This window comes from Plantibacter sp. CFBP 8804 (assembly GCF_014841225.1).
Taxonomy (GTDB): Bacteria; Actinomycetota; Actinomycetes; order Actinomycetales; family Microbacteriaceae; genus Plantibacter; species Plantibacter auratus.
The window spans coordinates 72,350-89,023 of record NZ_JACYTU010000012.1 but is presented as its reverse complement, the minus strand read 5'-3'; the positions used below and the strand labels follow the sequence as shown (position 1 = coordinate 89,023).

Below are 16,674 nucleotides of genomic sequence, written 5' to 3'. Positions count from 1 at the left end.
AGGTGTACCCGGAACGATTCGGTCCCTGAGCCTGTCGAAGGGCACTCCGGTTGCGCCACCTCCGTGACCGGGAGAGGTTCACCCGCGACGCTCCGGTCCCTGAGCCTGTCGAAGGGTTCCTCATGGGCACTTCGACAAGCTCAGTGACCGGGACAGGTGTACCCGGAACGATTCGGTCCCTGAGCCTGTCGAAGGGCACTCCGGTTGCGCCACCTCCGTGACCGGGAGAGGTTCACCCGCGACGCTCCGGTCCCTGAGCCTGTCGAAGGGGAGTTCGGGCCGCATCACCTCGGTGACCGGGAGACGTGGGCCCGGAAGCGCTCCGGTCCCAGAGCCCGACGACGTGCCGAACGGCATCCTCGTGGGCACTTCGACAAGCTCAGTGACCGGGACAGGTGTACCCGGAACGATTCGGTCCCTGAGCCTGTCGAAGGGCACTCCGGTTGCGCCACCTCCGTGACCGGGAGAGGAGCACCCGCGACGCTCCGGTCCCTGAGCCTGTCGAAGGGCACTCAGGCCTGCAGTACAGCTAGTCCTTGATGAGCAGGATCGGGTCGCCGTCGAAGGAGTCGTACGGGTTCGGGTCGGTGAAGCCGCCGTCGTACATGAGGCCGGCCGGAGCCTTGCCACCGGCGGGAGCCGCCGCGACGTAGCACTGCGTGATCGGCGCGCCAGCATCGAACTCCTCGGTGAACGACTCGGATCCGCACTCGTCCCACCCGATGAGCGTGGCCTCCTGGACCTTCTCGCCATCGGCGTCGACGGGCGAGAAGGAGGTCGCGTCGCTGTTGAACGCCACCGGGTCGCCCGACACCTTGGTCATCTCGAGCCGGATGAGCGTGATGTCGTAGCCGTCGAGTTCCCCGCCGTCGAACTGCGTCTTGAGGAACGCGACCTGGTCGGCCGTCGCGGGGGTGACCTCGGTCAGCTTCGCGCTGATGAGCGCGGTGACGCCGTCGGTGCCCTGCGACTCGTAGACGATCGGCTCATCGATCCCGACCTGCGCTCCAGGCTCGGTGACCTCACCGTCCGCCGATCCGGTCGAGGTCGGCTTCGACGTCGCAGACGACGAAGCCTTCTCCGTCGGCTTCGCGTCGGGGGCCGACGGCGTGGAGCATCCGGCCAGCACGAGCATGGCTGCGACGGGGAGGGTGATCAGGGCGGTGACGCGGGAGAGCTGCATCGGGATTCCTTTCGGCGGCGGACTCCAGCAGTCTGTCCCGCGCGCCGTTGCCGCGCGATGGGGACAACTCCCCACCGGGGCGGCCGGGCTCCTGCCGTCGGGTCCCGGCAGGATCCCCCGCGGCCTCTCAGGAATCTCTCTGCTGGCGTTCATCCGAGCGGCGGACGATGAGACGACGCGCCAGGTTGTCGCGTCCGAGGGGAACCCATGACTGCGACGATCACCGTCCCGACCGCGCCCTCGCGCCGTCGGTGGGACGCCCTCCACACCCTCCTCGGCGGCCGCGCCGCACCCTGGGTCGTCGGCCTGTTCGCCACCCTCGTCTCGCTCATCGGCATCGGCACGCCGTCGTACTGGGGTGACGAGGCGGCGAGCGTCCTCGCCGCCGAACGCCCCCTCCCCGTCATGTTCGGGATGATCGGCCACATCGACGCCGTCCACGGCCTGTACTACGCGTTCCTGCACGTCTGGACCGGTGCCTTCGGCACCGCCGAGGCCGTCACGCGGTTCCCGAGCGCGATCGGCGTCGGCTTGGCCGCGGCCGGCACGGTCGTGCTCGCGCGGTCCATCTTCACCCCGGCGATCGGCATCACGGCGGGCCTCGTGTTCGCCGTCATCCCCCAGGTCACCAGGATGGGCGCCGAGACGCGCTCCTATGCGCTGGGCATGGCCGCGGTCGTGTGGCTGACGGTCTGGTTCGTGTCGCTCGTTCGCCGCCGGTCCACATCGCGCCGCAGCTGGGCGCTCTTCGCCATCGCGAGCGCCGCCTCGATGTACCTGTTCCTGTACCTCGCGATGCTCCTCCTCGTGCACGCCACGTGGATGGTGCTCCAACGCCCCGGGCGGAGGGTGATGCGAGCGTGGGGCTGGTCCCTGGTCGGCGCACTGGTCCTCGGCGCTCCGATCGTGATCGCGGGCATCGCGCAGCGCGAGCAGATCGCGTTCCTCGGCAGGCGGGACTACGCGACGCCGGAATCGGTGCTCGTCGGCCAGTGGTTCCAGACGCCGGTGTTCGCCGTGCTCGCGTGGCTACTCATCGTGCTCGCTCCCATCGGGGTCCTCGTGGTGCGCCGATCGTCCCGGCAGCGTCGCGCCCTGGCGATGATCGCCGTCTGGGCGCTCGCACCGACCGCGCTGCTCATCATCGGCAACACCCTCGTGACGCCGATGTACAACCTGCGCTACGTCACCTTCTGCGTCCCGGCCGTCGCGATCATGATGGCGCTCGGACTCCGGACGATCGTCGACCTCCTGCCGAAGCGGGTGGACCGCGCGGTGGCGACCGCGGTCGGTGTCGCGCTCGTGCTGGCGCTCGCGATCCCGGTCCTCGCGGAACAGCGCGGCCCGTTCGCGAAGGACGACGGCAGCGACCTCCGGCAGACCGCGGAGATCGTCCAGGCCCATGCCTCGCCGGGCGACGCGGTCGTCTTCGACCAGTCGGTGAAGCCCTCGCGCAAGTCGCGGCTCGCGATCGACCTCTACCCGCAGGCCTTCGCCGGCCTCGACGACGTGGCGCTCGAGACGAGCTACCGCGACCGCCCCGAGCTCTGGGATCTCGCCGCGCCGCTGTCCGAGATCCACGACCGGCTCATCGGCCACGACACCGTCTGGGTCGTCGAGGGCTCGAGCACCTCTCCGAACGTGGCGGACCTCGAGGCGCTCGGCTACCACGTCGAGCAGCGGATCCCCGTCCACCGCAGCATCGTCTTCGAGCTGGTCAGGTCGTGACGCGATGGTGATCCGATCCATTCCCGATGCGCGCGCGCTGCTCCGGCGACCGATCGTCCGCGAGGTCGCCGCCTTCGGCCTCGTCGGCGGCGCCGGCTTCCTCGTCGACGTCGGGGTCTTCAACCTGCTCGCGTACACCGTGTTCCTCCACACCGGCACCTCCGGGCTGCTGGTGGCGAAGGGCATCTCCACGACGCTCGCCATCGTGGCCAACTGGGTGGGCAACCGGCTCCTCACCTTCCGCGCGCATCGGCGCTCGGACGTCGCCCGCGAAGCGCTCGAATTCGGTCTGGTGAGTCTCGCGGGCGGTGCGATCGCCCTGGCCTGCCTCTGGGTCTCCCACGACGCGATGCACTTGACGACGCCGCTGGCGGACAACGTGTCGGCGAACATCGTCGGGCTGGCCCTCGGTTCCGCGTTCCGCTTCGTGCTCTACCGCTTCTGGGTGTACGGGCCGCGGGCGGAGCGGACGGGACCGATCCCGGTGCGCATCGACCCGTGAGGCCGTAGAGTCAGCGACTCGCGTTGTGCTGCGAGACGGCGTCGCTGACCCAGGAGAACTCGTCGACGAACCGCGAGAGCAGCCGGGCGAGTTCCGCTCGATCGCGCTCGCTCCACTTGCCGACGAGGGTGTTGTAGACCTGCTGCGCCGCCTGCCGGTGTCGTTCGAGGGCGGTCCGTCCCTCGTCCGTCGCGCTCACGAGCACCGCGCGGCGATCACTCGGATCCGTCGCCCGGACGACGAGACCGCCCTCCTCGAGGCGACGCACCTCGGCCGTCGCGGTCGACTTGTCGACGTCCATCCAGCCCGCGACCGTGGACATGCGGATCGGCCCGGCGGTGATGACGTATTCGAGGAGCCACGCGTCCGTGGCGGTGAGGGCGGCACCCTCGGCGTCGTGCAGTGAACGCCGGTTGTCGGCCCTGGTGGACCACCGGAGCACCGTCGCGAGGGACGCCTGGATGACGGCTCCCGCCTCGGCGGGGTCGACGTCATCGCTCATAGCTGAATTCTTTCTGAATACGTGCGTTCGGGTGTTGGTTCGACCATACCAACTATATAGTGGGACGGCACCAACTAAACATCACCCGTCCCCCACCTCGAGCGCTGCGGAGAACACAGCCCATGGAAATCCCCGGATACGTCTGGCTGCTGACGATCGTCGGCATTCTGGCCCTCCTCGCCTTCGACTTCATCTTCCACGTGCGCAAGGCCCACGAGCCGACGCTGCCGGAAGCCGCGAAGTGGTCGGCCCTCTACGTCGGTATCGCCATCGTCTTCGGCCTCGGCGTCCTCTTCTTCGGCGGTGGCACACTCGGATCCGAGTACTTCGCCGGCTACATCACGGAGAAGGCCCTGTCGGTCGACAACCTCTTCGTCTTCCTCATCATCATGTCGAGCTTCCGCGTGCCGCGGGCCGACCAGCAGAAGGTGCTCCTCTTCGGCATCGTCTTCGCCCTCATCGCCCGCACCGGCTTCATCTTCCTCGGTGCCGCCGCGGTGAACGCCTGGTCCTGGCTGTTCTACATCTTCGGCGCGTTCCTCATCTTCACGGCGATCAAGCTCCTCCGCCCGGAGGAGGAGAGCGACGACGCGAACAACTTCGTCATCCGTCTCGCCAAGCGTCTCTTCAAGACGACCGACCGCTACGACGGCGACAAGCTCGTCACCATCGAGAACGGCAAGAAGGTCCTCACGCCGATGCTGCTCGTCATGGTCGCCATCGGCGGCACCGACCTGCTCTTCGCGCTCGACTCGATCCCCGCGATCTTCGGCCTCACGCAGAACCCGTACATCGTCTTCACCGCGACGGCGTTCTCGCTGCTCGGCCTCCGTCAGCTCTACTTCCTCATCGACGGCCTGCTCGACCGCCTCATCTTCCTGAGCTACGGCCTGGCGGCGATCCTCGGATTCATCGGTGTGAAGCTCGTCCTGCACGCGCTCCACGAGAACACCCTGCCGTTCCTCAACGGTGGCGAGCACATCCCGGTGTTCGAGATCAGCACTGGCCTGTCGCTCATCGTCATCATCGGCATCCTGACCGTCACGGTCCTCGCCTCGCTCCTCAGCCCGGCCGGTCGTGCACACACGATCATCAGCGACGCCCGCACCCAGGCGAAGAAGATCGTCGACCACGCCGACTCCCCGGAGGACATCCCGGACGGTCACCACGTGGACGAGGTCGAACTCGAGACGAGCTACACCCGCATGGTCGAGCGCCAGAAGTCGTTCGCGAACCTGAAGCCCAAGCACCAGGCGAAGGCGGCCGACGACGAGGAGCTCCAGCGGCTGCTCGCCCGGGCCCACGAGCTGCAGGCGAAGAGCTCCGACTCCCGCGGCCTGCTCTGAACGGGCCGGGAATCCGGGCGCTCGCCCGGCTGAACCGATAACGTGGACGTGCGCTCCCAGCTTCGGCCGGGGGCGCACGTCCCACACCTCACCACCAGCAACACGATGAAGCATCTAGGAGACGGAACCATGGGTCTGAGTCTGGAAAAGGGCCAGTCGCTCTCACTGACGAAGCAGGACGGCGGTTCGCTCACGCGGATCCGCCTCGGTCTCGGCTGGGACGGCGTCGCACCGGTGAAGCGCGGCTTCTTCGGCCGCTCGTCCGCACCCGACATCGACCTGGACGCCTCAGCGATCTTCTTCGACGCCACCGGCAAGGTGCTCGACACCATCTGGTTCCAGCAGCTCGCGAGCAAGGACGGCTCGGCCAGCCACACCGGCGACAACCTCACGGGTGCCGGCGACGGCGACGACGAGACGATCCTCGTCGACCTCTCGAGGGTCGCCCCGTCCGTCCAGCAGATCGTGTTCGTGATCAGCAGCTACAGCCGCCAGACCTTCGACACCGTGCAGAACGCCTTCAGCCGGATCATCGACGACTCGACCCCCGGCTCGCCCGAGGTCGCCCGCTACCAGCTCACCGACTCCGGTCCGCACACCGCGATGATCATGTCGAAGGTCTCGCGCGAGGGCGACGGCTGGACCTTCAAGGCGATCGGCGAGCGCGCCAACGGGCGTTCCGTCATGGACCTCCTCGGCCCGGCCGCCCAGGCCCTCTGAGCACCACCCGCAGCAGTCCCCCGCGCGCCAGCGCAGTTCCGAAGGAGAAGCGATCACCATGGCAGGACTCACCCTCGAAAAGGGCAACAACCTCTCGCTCACCAAGACCAGCCCCGGCCTGACGGTCGCGACGGTCGGTCTCGGGTGGGACCCGCGCACCACGAGCGGTGAGGCCTTCGACCTCGACGCCTCCGCGCTGCTCGTCGGCGCGAACGGCAAGGTGCGCTCCTCCGCCGACTTCATCTTCTACAACCAGCCCGCCTCGGCGGACGGCTCCGTCAAGCACCTCGGCGACAACCGCACCGGCGACGGCGAGGGCGACGACGAGCAGATCTCGGTCGACCTGAACGCGGTCGGGGCAGACGTCGAGCGCGTGATCATCGCCGTGTCGATCGACAAGGCCGACGAGCGTCGCCAGAACTTCGGCCAGGTTCGCGGAGCGTACTGCCGCATCGTCGACCAGGACGGCACCGAGATCGTCCGCTTCGACCTCAGCGAGGACGCCGCCCCCGAGACCGCCATGCTGTTCTCGGAGCTCTACCGCAACGGATCCGAGTGGAAGTTCAAGGCCGTCGGCCAGGGCTACACCACCGGTCTCGCCGGCATCGCCGGCGACTTCGGCGTCCCGCTCGGCTGAGCACCGACGCCTCCACCACGAGCAAGCCACACACGAGAGCAAGGTCGACCGCATGAGCACGCCACTCACTCCGCCAGACGCCAACGAACAGGCAGCAGCCTCCCTCGTGCTGCACGCTCCGGATGCACCGGACGTCGTGCAGGCCGAAGAGGCACCGGGCATGGTTCCGGTCCCGGCCGAGCGCCAGACGGAGATCCAGCAGCAGGCGCGCTCCTTCGTGACGGAGGTCGCGACGCTCGACCCGCGCTCGCCCGAATTCACGCAGAAGATCGAGGGTATCTCCCAGATCGGCGGCAAGGAGATGGTGCAGTCGAGCGGGTACTCCTCCCGCATGCTCGACCGCTCGTCGACCTCGGTCGCCGGTGCGAAGCGTTCGGGTGACAGCGCGCAGATCAAGGTCGCGACCACGCTCGGCGACCTCCGCAGCACGGTCGAGGACCTCACGCCGAACCAGGCGGACCTCGGCGTCGGGCGCAAGATCCTCGGGTTCATCCCGGGCGGCAACAAGCTCGCCAAGTACTTCCAGAAGTACGAGTCCGCGCAGACCCAGCTCGACAAGATCATCAAGTCGCTCATGGCCGGCCAGGACGAGCTCCTCAAGGACAACGCCGCCCTCGCCGGCGAGAAGGTCCAGCTCTGGGAGACGATGCAGGCGCTCAGTGAGTACGCCGTCTTCGCGAAGGCGCTCGACGCCGCCTGCGTCGCCAAGATCGACGAAGCCCGCTCCTCCGGACGCATCGAGGAGGCGCAGAAGCTCGAGGCCGACGTCCTCTTCCCCGTCCGCCAGCGCCACCAGGACATCCTCACGCAGCTCGCCGTCTCGGTGCAGGGCTACCTCGCGATGGACCTCATCCGCAAGAACAACCTCGAGCTCATCAAGGGCGTCGACCGCGCTCGCACCACGACGATCGCCGCCCTGCGGACCGCCGTCGTCGTCGCGCAGGCCCTCGCGAACCAGAAGATGGTCCTCGACCAGATCGACGCGATCAACACCACGACGAACAACATGATCCTGCAGACGAGCGAGATGCTGAAGGATCAGACGACGCGCATCCACCAGCAGGCCTCCACCGCGGGTGTCAGCGTCGAGACCCTGCAGCGCGCGTTCGACAACGTCTTCCAGACCATGGACGCGATCGACACCTTCCGTGCCGAAGCCGCCAAGAACATGGAGGGCACCGTCAACGCGCTCGAGTCGGGACTCGAGAAGGCGAAGCCGTACCTCGAGCGCAGCCGTCAGGCCGAGCAGCGCGAACTGCGGTAGCGTCACGCTCGGGTGACCGGGCGCACGGGTCGCTGAGGACGAAGGGGGACGAGGGATGGCATTCGGACGACTGCTGAACGCACTGCGGACCGGCGGGGCCGAGCCGCTCGGCGTCGTCGACGCCACGCCGGCGCCCGTCGGTGAGACCGAGGACGAGCAGACGGCCCGGCACCTCGACGAACTCCGTGACTCGGTGCGCTCCGTGGGGCGCGACCTCCCCACGCTGCTCACCTCGCAGCTCCGACAGATCGACGACCAGTTGCGCCTCGTCGTCGCGACCATCGCCGACCAGGGTGCGTCGACCGAGCAGCGCGTGCTCCTCGCCGCGATGGTGACGGACTACCTCCCGAGCCCGCTGCGCTCCTTCCTCGCGCTGCCGGCCGCGGACCGCACCGACGACTCCCGCAGCACGATCGTCTTCGCCCGTCAGCTGGAGCTCATCGAGGAGACCATCCGCGACCTCCTCAACCAGATCCGCATCGGCGCGATCGCCGAACTCTCGACGCACGGTCGCTTCCTCTCCGACAAGTTCCAGGAGCCCGACGCCGGTCTCGTGCTGGGGGCGCACTGATGGCGTCGCTGATCGCGGGCGCGAACGCCGCGCTCACCGCCGAGAACCCTGGTCTCGACGCCGTGCTCATCGGGTTCGGCTGGGACGTCATCGCGAGCCGCGGGCCGCAGAGCGAACCCGTGCCGCTGGCGATCATGTGCGGCGACGACGGCAAGGCGCTGTCCGACGACCACCTCGTGTTCTTCAACCAGGTCGAGAGCCAGGACGGCGCGGTCACCTTCTCGTCCGAGGCCGACGACGAGGAGATCGACGTCGAGCTGTCGCGCGTGCCGGACGCCGTGTCGAAGATCGCCTTCCTGCTCTACATCGACCCCGACGTCCGCGGCCCCGGCGACTTCTCGCCTGTGCGCTCGGCGTTCGTCCGCGTCGCCACGCCCGACGGTCGGGAGCTCGTGCGCTTCGACGTGCCGATCGCCGAGGTCCGCAGCAGCCAGGCGCTGCTCCTGGCCGAGCTGTACCGGCACCGCTCGGACTGGAAGTTCCGCGCCCTCGGGCAGGGGTACGCCGGCGGGCTCGCCGGCGTGGCGCGCGACTTCAGAATCGACCTCTGAGCCGTGCCGCTCAACACCTCCCCGGTGCGACGGGACATCGACTACCTCCGTCGTCGGGTGAAGCCGAGGCCTGCGCCGGTTGCGCAGGTCGAGCCCGTCGCGAGCACCCCTGCGGTACCTGCTCCGGCAGCGCCCGCCGCGTCGGCAGCACCGTCGACGGGACTCACGCTCGGCGGGCCGTCGACGCCCGCCGCCGCACCCCCTGCCCCGGCGGCATCGGCAGCGCCGTCGGCAGCGCCTGCACCGTCGGCACCGTCGACGGGACTCTCGCTCGGCGGATCCTCGTCGCCCGCTCCCGCTACGCCGTCGGGACGCCCCGCCACCACACCCGCCGCAGCTCCCACGACCCCGCAGCCCTTCCCAGCCCCGACAGCCGAGGAGGTCCGCGTCCTCGACGACGAGACCCCGCTGGTCCGGCTCGACCCGCGTCAGTCCGCGATCGGCAGCCTCATCGTCGGCGGAGCGACGGCGGTCGTGTGGGAGACCGTCGAACTCGTGACGGGGGTCGCGACCGCCGACGGTATCGACGGCACACCGGTGACGACGCCCGGCAACCGGCCGCTGCTCGGCTTCGACGGCGGCGACGCGATCCTCGCGCTCCGGCACGTGCACCTCATCCGGCGGGCGTTGTTCGTCGGCACAGCCGGCCACCCACTGACGGTGCAGCTCTTCGACGGCGAGAGCTTCGCCGCGGCTGACGACACCGGCGCACCGCCGGTCGTCTCGCTGTTGCGCATCGGGTCGAGACTCGAACTCCGCCTCGAACCCCTTCCCGCCGAGATCCCCCTCGAGACGCTCCTGCAGCAGTTCGGCTTCGAGCCGACGCCGTACGTCGTCGCCCGCGAACCCCGGAGACGATGACCATGCGCCACTTCAGTTACGTCGACGACAAGCGCGCGTCGCGGCTGTTCCACAAGCTCCCGAGCCCCATCAGCATCGACTCCCCGCCGGAACACGTGGCGGCGGCACTCGGCGCCACGCTCTACAGTCCCGGCACGCGCCCGACGCTCGCGAAGGACGTCGTGAAGCAGGCGAAGCACGGCTGCCTGAGCATGGTGCTGTGCCTCGAGGACTCGGTCCCCGACGACGCGGTCGAGTTCGCCGAGACGAACGTCGCGGAGGCGATGCAGCAGCTCGCCGCCAAGAGCTCGGGGTCCAAGCGCCCCGTGCTGCCGCTGCTGTTCATCCGCGTCCGCACGCCCGAGCAGCTCGAGCGGGTCGCCGGGCTCCTCGGTCCGGGACTCGACCTCCTGAGCGGCTTCGTCATCCCCAAGTACGAGAACAGCGACGGGGTGGCGGACCGCTTCTTCGAAGCTCTCGGTCGCGTGCAGCGCGACTACGGGCAGGACGGGTCGAACGGCGCGCGTCGCCTCCGGGTCATGCCGATCCTCGAGTCGCCGCGGATGATCCACCGCGAGACCCGCGACGACACCCTCTCCGGGATCGTCGACGTCACCAAGGCCCACCGCGAGGACGTCCTGGCGGTCCGCATCGGCGCCACCGACCTCTCGAGCGCCTTCTCGCTCCGGCGCTCCCGCGACCTCACCGTGTACGACGTGAAACTCGTCTCCTCGGTCATCGCCGACGTCGTCAACGTCTTCGGTCGGCCGGGCGACGACTTCGTCATCACCGGCACGGTCTGGGAGCACTTCCACAACGCGGAGCGGCTCATGCGCCCGCAGCTGCGCATGACGCCGTTCCAGGACGCGAACGAGGCGCAGCTGCGTCAGAAGCTCCTCCTCAAGGGACTCGACGGCCTCATCCGCGAGATCGCGCTCGACCAGGCGAACGGGTTGCTCGGCAAGACGGTCATCCACCCGAGCCACGTGCCGGTCGTCCACGCGATGTCGGTCGTGAGCCACGAGGAGTACGTCGACGCCCTCTCGGTCGTCGGCGACGTGGGTGGCGGCGCCAACGCCTCCCCGTATCGGAACAAGATGAACGAGATGAAGCCGCACCAGGCGTGGGCGCGCAAGACCCTGCTCCGCGCGGAGGCCTTCGGGGTGGCAGCGGAGGAGACGACGTTCGTCGACCTCCTCGAGACGAGCATGCGGTGACCGTATGGACGGGCCGCTTCGTCAGTGACGCCGTCGGCATCGGCCTGCGCTCGGACGCGTCCCGAAGCCTGATCCCGGTGGAGGACCTCGTCGGTCTCGCACTCCGCGACAACCCCAAACGCGCGCAGTTGCTCGTGTCGACGGTCCTCGCCAAACACGTGCCGACCGTGCCCGGCCTGGCGCTCGCCGCCGGAGAACTGCTCGGACTGCTGGTGCGGAGCGCGCTCGACGGCAGCGATCCGGAGACGGCTCCGTTCGACACCGTGGCGCAGCTCCTGGCCCGTCGGGAACGGCCGGACGCTGACGGTCTCGCCGCCCTCACCGCCGTCCGCGAGCACCTCGCCCAGCTCCGCGATGCGGCCCCAGTGGCCGGGCCGGAGCTCGTCACCGTCGGCTACGCGGAGACGGCGACCGGGCTCGGCCACATCGTCGCCGACGCGCTCGGCTCGCCGTACCTCCACTCCACGAGACACGAGGCGGACGTGCCCTTCACGCCGTTCGAGGAGGAGCACTCGCACGCGAGCGACCACCGCCTGTACCCGAGCGACCCCGTGTGGGCCACGGTCGGCGGCACCACGGTGCTCGTCGACGACGAGTTGAGCACGGGACGCACCGTCCGCAACACGATCACCGCCCTGCACGCCACCACGCCGCAGGCGCACTGGGTGGTCGCGGGCCTCATCGACCTCCGTTCGGATGCGGACCGGCAGCGCTTCGACGACCTCGCCGACCGGCTCGGCACCCGGATCACCGTCGTGGCACTCGGTGTGGGTGCCGTCGACCTTCCGGAGGACGTCCTCGCCCGAGCGCGAGCGGTCATCGACGCTGCACCACCCACGTCGGCCGCTGAATCGACCACAGCCGGCGACGTCGTCGTCGTGGACGCCTCCGACCTGCCGCCCGTGCGGAGCGCGCGCTTCGGTGCGCCAGGACGCCTGGACGACGCGGTGACCGCCGCGATCGCCGACCGAGTCCTTCCGGAGCTGCCGGACGGCGAGGTCGTGGTGCTCGGCTCCGAGGAGTTCATCGCGGTACCGCTGGCCGTCGCCGCCCACCTCGACCGCGCCCGCGGAGCGACGCGCTTCTCGACCACCACGCGATCCCCCATCGCCGTGATCGACCGTGACGACTACGCCATCGCGAGCGCGGTGTCCTTCACCAGCCACGACCGCACGATCGACGGCCTCGGACCCCGCTTCGCCTACAACCTCTCCCGCGGTGGTTCACGGTTCGCGGCGGTGGTGCTGTTCCCGGAGCCGGGCGCCGACCGCGAGCTCCTGCTTCGGCCCGACGGCGTCGTCGAAGCGCTGCGGACCGTCACCGACCACGTCATCGTCGTCCTCCTCACCGAATCCGCCCCGACCCCAGCCGAATGGAACCCCGCACCGTGACCATCGACGCCGCCGCCCTCCCCGAGCCGCTCACCGGACCGGACTTCGGGTCCTACGACGCCTCCGAGGTGCGCTGGCTGCTCACCGACCTCGGCGACACCCGCCTCGAGGCCGACGCCTCCGAACGCGAGGCCGCGATCCAGAGCGGTCGCGCACACTACGCCGAGTCGCTGCCCGTCGAGTACCTGCCCTCCCCCGAGTACGAGGAGCTCTACCGGGACGCCCTCGCGCGGTCGAGCCGACGTCTCGCGGTGGCCGTCGGTGTCGTCACCGACCTCGTCCTGGCGTCCCGCGCGAACCGCCCCGTGCTGGTCTCCCTCGCCCGCGCCGGAACGCCCATCGGGATCCTCATGCGTCGCTGGGCGAAGGAGGTCCGCGGGATCGACGTGCCGCACTACACGATGAGCATCGTGCGCGGTGTCGGCGTCGACGGGACCGCGCTGCGCTACCTCGCGGCGCACCACGACCCGGAGCAGATCGCGTTCGTCGACGGCTGGACCGGCAAGGGCGCCATCGCGCGCGAACTGACGGCGGCGCTGGAACTCTTCGCCGAGACCGACGGCATCCGCTTCTCCGACGAACTGGCGGTCCTCGCGGACCCCGGCCACTGCGTGCCCGTGTACGGCACCCGCGACGACTACCTCATCCCCTCGGCGTGCTTGAACTCCACCGTCTCCGGCCTCGTGTCCCGCACGGTGTACAACCGCGAGCTGCTCTCCGACGACCAGTTCCACGGTGCCAAGTTCTACCGCGAGCTGAGCAGTCACGACGTCTCCGGCGCCTTCCTCGACGCGGTCTCGAGCCGCTTCGCCGAGGTGGTCGACGACGTCGCCGCGGGTGTGGAGGAGGCCTCGGCGGCCGATCGCGAGCCGAGCTGGATCGGCTGGGAGGCCGTCGAGCGGATCCGCGAACAGTACGACATCCCGACCGTGAACCTCGTGAAGCCGGGTGTCGGCGAGACCACCCGCGTCCTGCTCCGCCGGGTGCCGTGGAAGGTGCTCGTGTCGCCGGACGCCCTCGACGACGTCGCGCACGTGCTCCTGCTCGCCGAGCAGCGCGGTGTGCCGGTCGAGGTCGTGCCCGGGTTGCCCTACAGCTGTGTCGGGCTCATCAACCCGTTGAGCGACGCCGCGGCGGGAGACGCCCAGTGAGCGCCCTCGTCGCCTGCGACCTCGACCGCACCCTCATCTACTCGCCGAAGGCGTTCTGGCTCGAGACACCGGACCCCGAAGCGCCGTCGATCGTCGTCTCGGAGCTCTGGAACGGCGTGCCGATCTCGTTCATGACGCGCGAGTCGGAGCGACTGCTGATCGAGCTGCGCTCGCGGGCCGTGTTCATGCCGGTCACGACGCGGACGGTGGCGCAGTATCAGCGGGTGCAGCTGCCGGGCGGCGCGCCCGCGTATGCGATCACGAGCAACGGCGGCGAGATCCTCGTCGACGGCGTCCCGGACGCTGACTGGCGCGACCGGGTGCGAGCGCACCTCACCGACCACACCGCTCCGCTGGACGAGGCGCTCGCGCGCTTCGAGGAGCTGGCGTCGCCCACCTGGATCCTCAAGACGAACGTCGCGGATGCGCTGTTCTTCTACTCGATCGTCGAGCGCGACGCGATCCCGGCGGGCTGGCTCGAACAGGTCGAGCAGGAGTGCGAACGGCTCGGATGGACGGTGTCCCTGCAGGGACGCAAGCTCTACTGCGTACCCCGGACGCTCACGAAGCACGATGCGGTCAGTGAGGTCGCCCGCCGCCTCGGCGGACCACTCGTCCTCGCGGCCGGTGACTCGCTCCTCGACCAGTCGATGCTGGAGACCGCCGACCTCGCGTTCCGGCCGGCGCACGGCGAGCTCGACGACGAGGGCTTCACGATCGACACGTTGACGGTCACCGAGCGGCGCGGCATCCTCGCCGGCGAGGAACTGCTGCAGCTGATGACGGCGGCAGCCGTCCGGGGCCGCTGACCCGAGGCCCGATCACCAGGGCAGGTCGAGACTCGGTACCAGGCCGCCCGCGGCCGCGCCGGAGCCCGGGCACACGAGCACGCCGTCGGCGTCGGCGAGCCCGCGGAGCATGGCTGCCCCGTGCCACGGCGTCGGCTCCGCATGCGGCGTCGCCGAGTCCGCATCGTGCACCGAGCGGTAGGGGCGCAGCACCGTCCTTGAGCGAGCCCCGTCGACGGGCGAGGCGAGCACCGCCGGTCGCAGGGCCGGGAGCTCGAGTCCCTGGAAGCCCGCGAGCACCGGGTGCGCGAGCGTGAGGACGCTGAGCAGTGCGGCGAGCGGGTTGCCGGGCAGCCCGACGAACAGGCGGCCGTCCGGCAGCCGCGCGAGCAGCGCAGGGCCACCCGGGCGGACGTCGACGCCGTCCACGAGGAAGTCCGCTCCGGCGTCGCGGAGCAGCGCTCGGACATGATCGGCGGCGGAGTCTCCGGTACCACCCGTGGTCACGACGAGGTCCCGCTGGTGGCGGGCAGGAGCGCCGACCGCACTCGTCAGCCCGAGGGCGTCGGCCGTGGTGGACGCGTCGTCGCCGACACGGACACTGGACGTGACGACGCCACCGAGCGAGGCGATCACTCCCGGGAGGGATGGGCCGAAGCTGTCGCGCACGAACCCGGGCGCGGGCACGCCGCTCGTGACGACCTCGTCACCCGTGAGGACCAGGCGGACCCGCGGCAGCGGCATGACGGACACGCGGTCGAAGCCTGCACCGGCGGCGACCGCGAGGTGCACGGGCCCCAGGCGCGTGCCGGCGTCGAGGACGGTCGACCCTGCGGGTGACTCGGTTCCGGCGGGCCGGATGTGCCGCCCCGGGCGCGGCTCCTCGCTCGGTGCGGACGGCGCGAGGTGGAGGCGAGCTGATCCCGCGCTCTGCTCGACCACGCCGTGCTCGAGCTGGAGCACGGCCTCGGCGCCCGCCGGGATCAGTCCACCGGTCAGGACGTCGACCGCGACACCGTCGCTGAGTCCGACCGATCGTGCGTGCTCGGCGTCTCCACCGGTCAGCAAGGTCCACGGGCCGACCCCGGCCACCGCCCAGCCGTCCATCGCCGAGGAGGCGTAGTGCGGGATCGCGATGGGCGAGACGAGCGGCGCCGCGAGGACATGTCCGAGAGCCTCGGAGAGCGCCAGGGTGTCGACGACGTCGGACCGCTGCGCGGCACCCGCCGCATGCGCGATGCTGCGGGCGTCCGACCAGGAGGACCTCGTCATGCGGTCGAGTCCGAGGCGACCAACCGTTCGACGGCCGCGGTCGCGGCCTCGGCGGCGGCGACCGGATCCGCCCCGCGCGCGAGCGCCTTCCCGACGGCGATGCCGACGAGGTAGGTGGTGAGCGGGGCGGCCGGACGCCGCACGGCGTGCGCGGCCGTGCCCGCGAGTCCGAGGACGGCGTCGATGTCGACCGCGACGTCGCCGAGCTCCAGCTCGGCGGACACCCGGTCGGTCCAGTCGGCGAGGACGGCATGCAGGTCATCGGTCATCGGAGACGCTCCTCAGGGTCGGCGGTCGGTGTGGTGGACGCGGTCGGCGTCGGCGACTCGACGGCGGTGACGACCCCGAGTTCGGTCGCGTCGGCCCAGGTGTCGACGTCGGCCGAGCCGCCGTCGGGAATGGGCACCTGGCGGAGGACGAGTCCGGCGAGCAGCTGGCGGACGGAGACACCCGCGAGGTCACCGCTCGGCTGCGACGCCCGGAGTGCGGCGACCCGGCGTTCCAGGGCCTCCCGGTGGTAGACGGCGAGCAGCGGCTGCTCACGACCGGAGTCGTCCACCGCGACCCAGCCGTCGGTGTCGGTCCCGGTCGCGGCTGTGGCGGCGTCGAGCACCGCGGCGAGCGCCGATGCGGCATCCGGCATGTCGCAGGCGAGGACGGCGACCTGCGCGGGATCCTCGGCCGCGACGTCATCACGCAGGGCGTCCAAGCCTGCGGCGATGGCCGCGGCAGGGCCACCGAAGACGGGGCGCTCGCGGACGAAGCGGACTGGATCAGTCGTCTCGACCTCGGGGCCGACCACGACGACACGGCCGCCGGCCGCCCGCGCAGCATCGATCGCGAGCTGGAGGAGCGTCCGGCCGTCGCGGAATAACGACGCCTTCGCGACGCCGCCGAGACGGGAGGACCGCCCTCCCGCGAGGATGATCGCGTCGACGGACATGGCACCAGCCTAGGCCGCGATCCAGCCCCCGAGGCGGCTGCGGATCCGGTGAGGCACCTTGCCCTCGT

Annotated in this window: 18 protein-coding genes; 13 read left to right on the top strand and 5 right to left on the bottom strand. The window is 70.2% G+C overall.

Annotation, left to right across the window (positions count from 1 at the left end; genetic code table 11):
* Positions 1 to 529: 529 nt before the first annotated feature.
* Positions 530 to 1,183, bottom strand: coding sequence for a hypothetical protein (locus tag IFU11_RS16620; RefSeq protein ID WP_079704617.1), 654 nt, complete (start codon positions 1,181 to 1,183; stop codon positions 530 to 532).
* A gap of 207 nt (positions 1,184 to 1,390) precedes the next feature.
* Between IFU11_RS16620 and IFU11_RS16615 the strand changes: the two genes are divergently transcribed.
* Both IFU11_RS16615 and IFU11_RS16610 read left to right on the top strand, forming a co-directional pair.
* A complete protein-coding gene (locus IFU11_RS16615) occupies positions 1,391 to 2,911 on the top strand; it encodes a glycosyltransferase family 39 protein (RefSeq protein ID WP_192019655.1) in 1,521 nt (506 codons plus the stop codon).
* 7 nt (positions 2,912 to 2,918) lie between these two features.
* Positions 2,919 to 3,413, top strand: a complete 495-nt coding sequence (locus IFU11_RS16610; protein WP_371742810.1) for a GtrA family protein — start codon at positions 2,919 to 2,921, stop codon at positions 3,411 to 3,413.
* A 10-nt stretch (positions 3,414 to 3,423) separates the two neighbouring features.
* Here IFU11_RS16610 and IFU11_RS20590 read toward each other — a convergent pair whose 3' ends face one another.
* On the bottom strand, positions 3,424 to 3,915 hold the full coding sequence (locus IFU11_RS20590; RefSeq protein ID WP_079704614.1) for a MarR family winged helix-turn-helix transcriptional regulator: 492 nt from the start codon (positions 3,913 to 3,915) through the stop codon (positions 3,424 to 3,426).
* A gap of 122 nt (positions 3,916 to 4,037) precedes the next feature.
* On the opposite strand from IFU11_RS20590, the gene IFU11_RS16600 reads away from it, so the two are divergent.
* The 11 genes from IFU11_RS16600 to IFU11_RS16550 all read left to right on the top strand — a co-directional run bounded on the left by IFU11_RS16600 (position 4,038) and on the right by IFU11_RS16550 (position 14,412).
* Positions 4,038 to 5,261, top strand: a complete 1,224-nt coding sequence (locus IFU11_RS16600; protein ID WP_079704613.1) for a TerC family protein — start codon at positions 4,038 to 4,040, stop codon at positions 5,259 to 5,261.
* Between the two features lie 129 nt (positions 5,262 to 5,390).
* Positions 5,391 to 5,981, top strand: coding sequence for a TerD family protein (locus IFU11_RS16595; RefSeq protein WP_192019654.1), 591 nt, complete (start codon positions 5,391 to 5,393; stop codon positions 5,979 to 5,981).
* A gap of 58 nt (positions 5,982 to 6,039) precedes the next feature.
* Positions 6,040 to 6,618 carry a TerD family protein gene (locus IFU11_RS16590; protein ID WP_079704611.1) on the top strand — a complete coding sequence of 193 codons (579 nt, stop codon included), beginning with the start codon at positions 6,040 to 6,042 and terminating at the stop codon, positions 6,616 to 6,618.
* Positions 6,619 to 6,670: 52 nt separating this feature from the next.
* Positions 6,671 to 7,882: a toxic anion resistance protein gene (locus IFU11_RS16585; RefSeq protein ID WP_079704610.1), complete on the top strand. Its 1,212-nt coding sequence runs from the start codon at positions 6,671 to 6,673 to the stop codon at positions 7,880 to 7,882.
* A 55-nt stretch (positions 7,883 to 7,937) separates the two neighbouring features.
* On the top strand, positions 7,938 to 8,453 hold the full coding sequence (locus tag IFU11_RS16580; protein ID WP_079704609.1) for a hypothetical protein: 516 nt from the start codon (positions 7,938 to 7,940) through the stop codon (positions 8,451 to 8,453).
* Complete coding sequence (locus IFU11_RS16575) at positions 8,453 to 9,004, top strand: TerD family protein (RefSeq protein WP_064295863.1); 552 nt, start codon at positions 8,453 to 8,455, stop codon at positions 9,002 to 9,004. The genes IFU11_RS16580 and IFU11_RS16575 overlap by 1 nt, the downstream gene beginning before the upstream one ends.
* 3 nt (positions 9,005 to 9,007) lie before the next feature.
* Positions 9,008 to 9,865, top strand: a complete 858-nt coding sequence (locus IFU11_RS16570) for a hypothetical protein (RefSeq protein WP_124768207.1) — start codon at positions 9,008 to 9,010, stop codon at positions 9,863 to 9,865.
* A gap of 2 nt (positions 9,866 to 9,867) precedes the next feature.
* Positions 9,868 to 11,061, top strand: coding sequence for an HpcH/HpaI aldolase/citrate lyase family protein (locus IFU11_RS16565; protein WP_071261351.1), 1,194 nt, complete (start codon positions 9,868 to 9,870; stop codon positions 11,059 to 11,061).
* Positions 11,058 to 12,452 (top strand): phosphoribosyltransferase domain-containing protein, encoded by a 1,395-nt coding sequence (locus IFU11_RS16560; RefSeq protein ID WP_192019653.1) that lies wholly within the window; start codon positions 11,058 to 11,060, stop codon positions 12,450 to 12,452. Before IFU11_RS16565 ends, IFU11_RS16560 begins: the two co-directional genes overlap by 4 nt.
* Positions 12,434 to 13,603, top strand: coding sequence for a cysteine protease StiP family protein (locus IFU11_RS16555; RefSeq protein WP_192019652.1), 1,170 nt, complete (start codon positions 12,434 to 12,436; stop codon positions 13,601 to 13,603). The genes IFU11_RS16560 and IFU11_RS16555 overlap by 19 nt, the downstream gene beginning before the upstream one ends.
* Positions 13,600 to 14,412, top strand: a complete 813-nt coding sequence (locus IFU11_RS16550; RefSeq protein ID WP_191940142.1) for an HAD family hydrolase — start codon at positions 13,600 to 13,602, stop codon at positions 14,410 to 14,412. The genes IFU11_RS16555 and IFU11_RS16550 overlap by 4 nt, the downstream gene beginning before the upstream one ends.
* Before the next feature lie 12 nt (positions 14,413 to 14,424).
* Here the strand turns inward: IFU11_RS16550 and IFU11_RS16545 are convergent, their stop codons facing one another.
* From IFU11_RS16545 to mobA, 3 genes are read right to left on the bottom strand one after another with little or no spacing between them, the layout of a single operon-like run.
* Positions 14,425 to 15,663, bottom strand: a complete 1,239-nt coding sequence (locus IFU11_RS16545; protein ID WP_192019651.1) for a molybdopterin molybdotransferase MoeA — start codon at positions 15,661 to 15,663, stop codon at positions 14,425 to 14,427.
* Positions 15,660 to 15,932, bottom strand: coding sequence for a DUF6457 domain-containing protein (locus IFU11_RS16540; RefSeq protein WP_192019650.1), 273 nt, complete (start codon positions 15,930 to 15,932; stop codon positions 15,660 to 15,662). Before IFU11_RS16540 ends, IFU11_RS16545 begins: the two co-directional genes overlap by 4 nt.
* Entirely contained in the window at positions 15,929 to 16,606 is a 678-nt protein-coding gene (gene mobA / locus IFU11_RS16535; protein WP_192019649.1) for a molybdenum cofactor guanylyltransferase, read from the bottom strand. Before mobA ends, IFU11_RS16540 begins: the two co-directional genes overlap by 4 nt.
* Positions 16,607 to 16,674: the final 68 nt, after the last annotated feature.

What these genes read in the sequence shown, in the direction of transcription:
- IFU11_RS16585 (WP_079704610.1), top strand. Translation starts at nt 6,671, where the DNA reads ATGAGCACGCCACTCACTCCGCCAGACGCCAACGAACAGGCAGCAGCC.
- IFU11_RS16575 (WP_064295863.1), top strand. Translation starts at nt 8,453, where the DNA reads ATGGCGTCGCTGATCGCGGGCGCGAACGCCGCGCTCACCGCCGAGAAC.
- IFU11_RS16590 (WP_079704611.1), top strand. Translation starts at nt 6,040, where the DNA reads ATGGCAGGACTCACCCTCGAAAAGGGCAACAACCTCTCGCTCACCAAG.
- IFU11_RS16540 (WP_192019650.1), bottom strand. Translation starts at nt 15,932, where the DNA reads ATGACCGATGACCTGCATGCCGTCCTCGCCGACTGGACCGACCGGGTG.
- mobA (WP_192019649.1), bottom strand. Translation starts at nt 16,606, where the DNA reads ATGTCCGTCGACGCGATCATCCTCGCGGGAGGGCGGTCCTCCCGTCTC.
- IFU11_RS16555 (WP_192019652.1), top strand. Translation starts at nt 12,434, where the DNA reads ATGGAACCCCGCACCGTGACCATCGACGCCGCCGCCCTCCCCGAGCCG.
- IFU11_RS16565 (WP_071261351.1), top strand. Translation starts at nt 9,868, where the DNA reads ATGCGCCACTTCAGTTACGTCGACGACAAGCGCGCGTCGCGGCTGTTC.
- IFU11_RS16595 (WP_192019654.1), top strand. Translation starts at nt 5,391, where the DNA reads ATGGGTCTGAGTCTGGAAAAGGGCCAGTCGCTCTCACTGACGAAGCAG.
- IFU11_RS16580 (WP_079704609.1), top strand. Translation starts at nt 7,938, where the DNA reads ATGGCATTCGGACGACTGCTGAACGCACTGCGGACCGGCGGGGCCGAG.
- IFU11_RS16620 (WP_079704617.1), bottom strand. Translation starts at nt 1,183, where the DNA reads ATGCAGCTCTCCCGCGTCACCGCCCTGATCACCCTCCCCGTCGCAGCC.
- IFU11_RS20590 (WP_079704614.1), bottom strand. Translation starts at nt 3,915, where the DNA reads ATGAGCGATGACGTCGACCCCGCCGAGGCGGGAGCCGTCATCCAGGCG.
- IFU11_RS16600 (WP_079704613.1), top strand. Translation starts at nt 4,038, where the DNA reads ATGGAAATCCCCGGATACGTCTGGCTGCTGACGATCGTCGGCATTCTG.
- IFU11_RS16545 (WP_192019651.1), bottom strand. Translation starts at nt 15,663, where the DNA reads ATGACGAGGTCCTCCTGGTCGGACGCCCGCAGCATCGCGCATGCGGCG.
- IFU11_RS16615 (WP_192019655.1), top strand. Translation starts at nt 1,391, where the DNA reads ATGACTGCGACGATCACCGTCCCGACCGCGCCCTCGCGCCGTCGGTGG.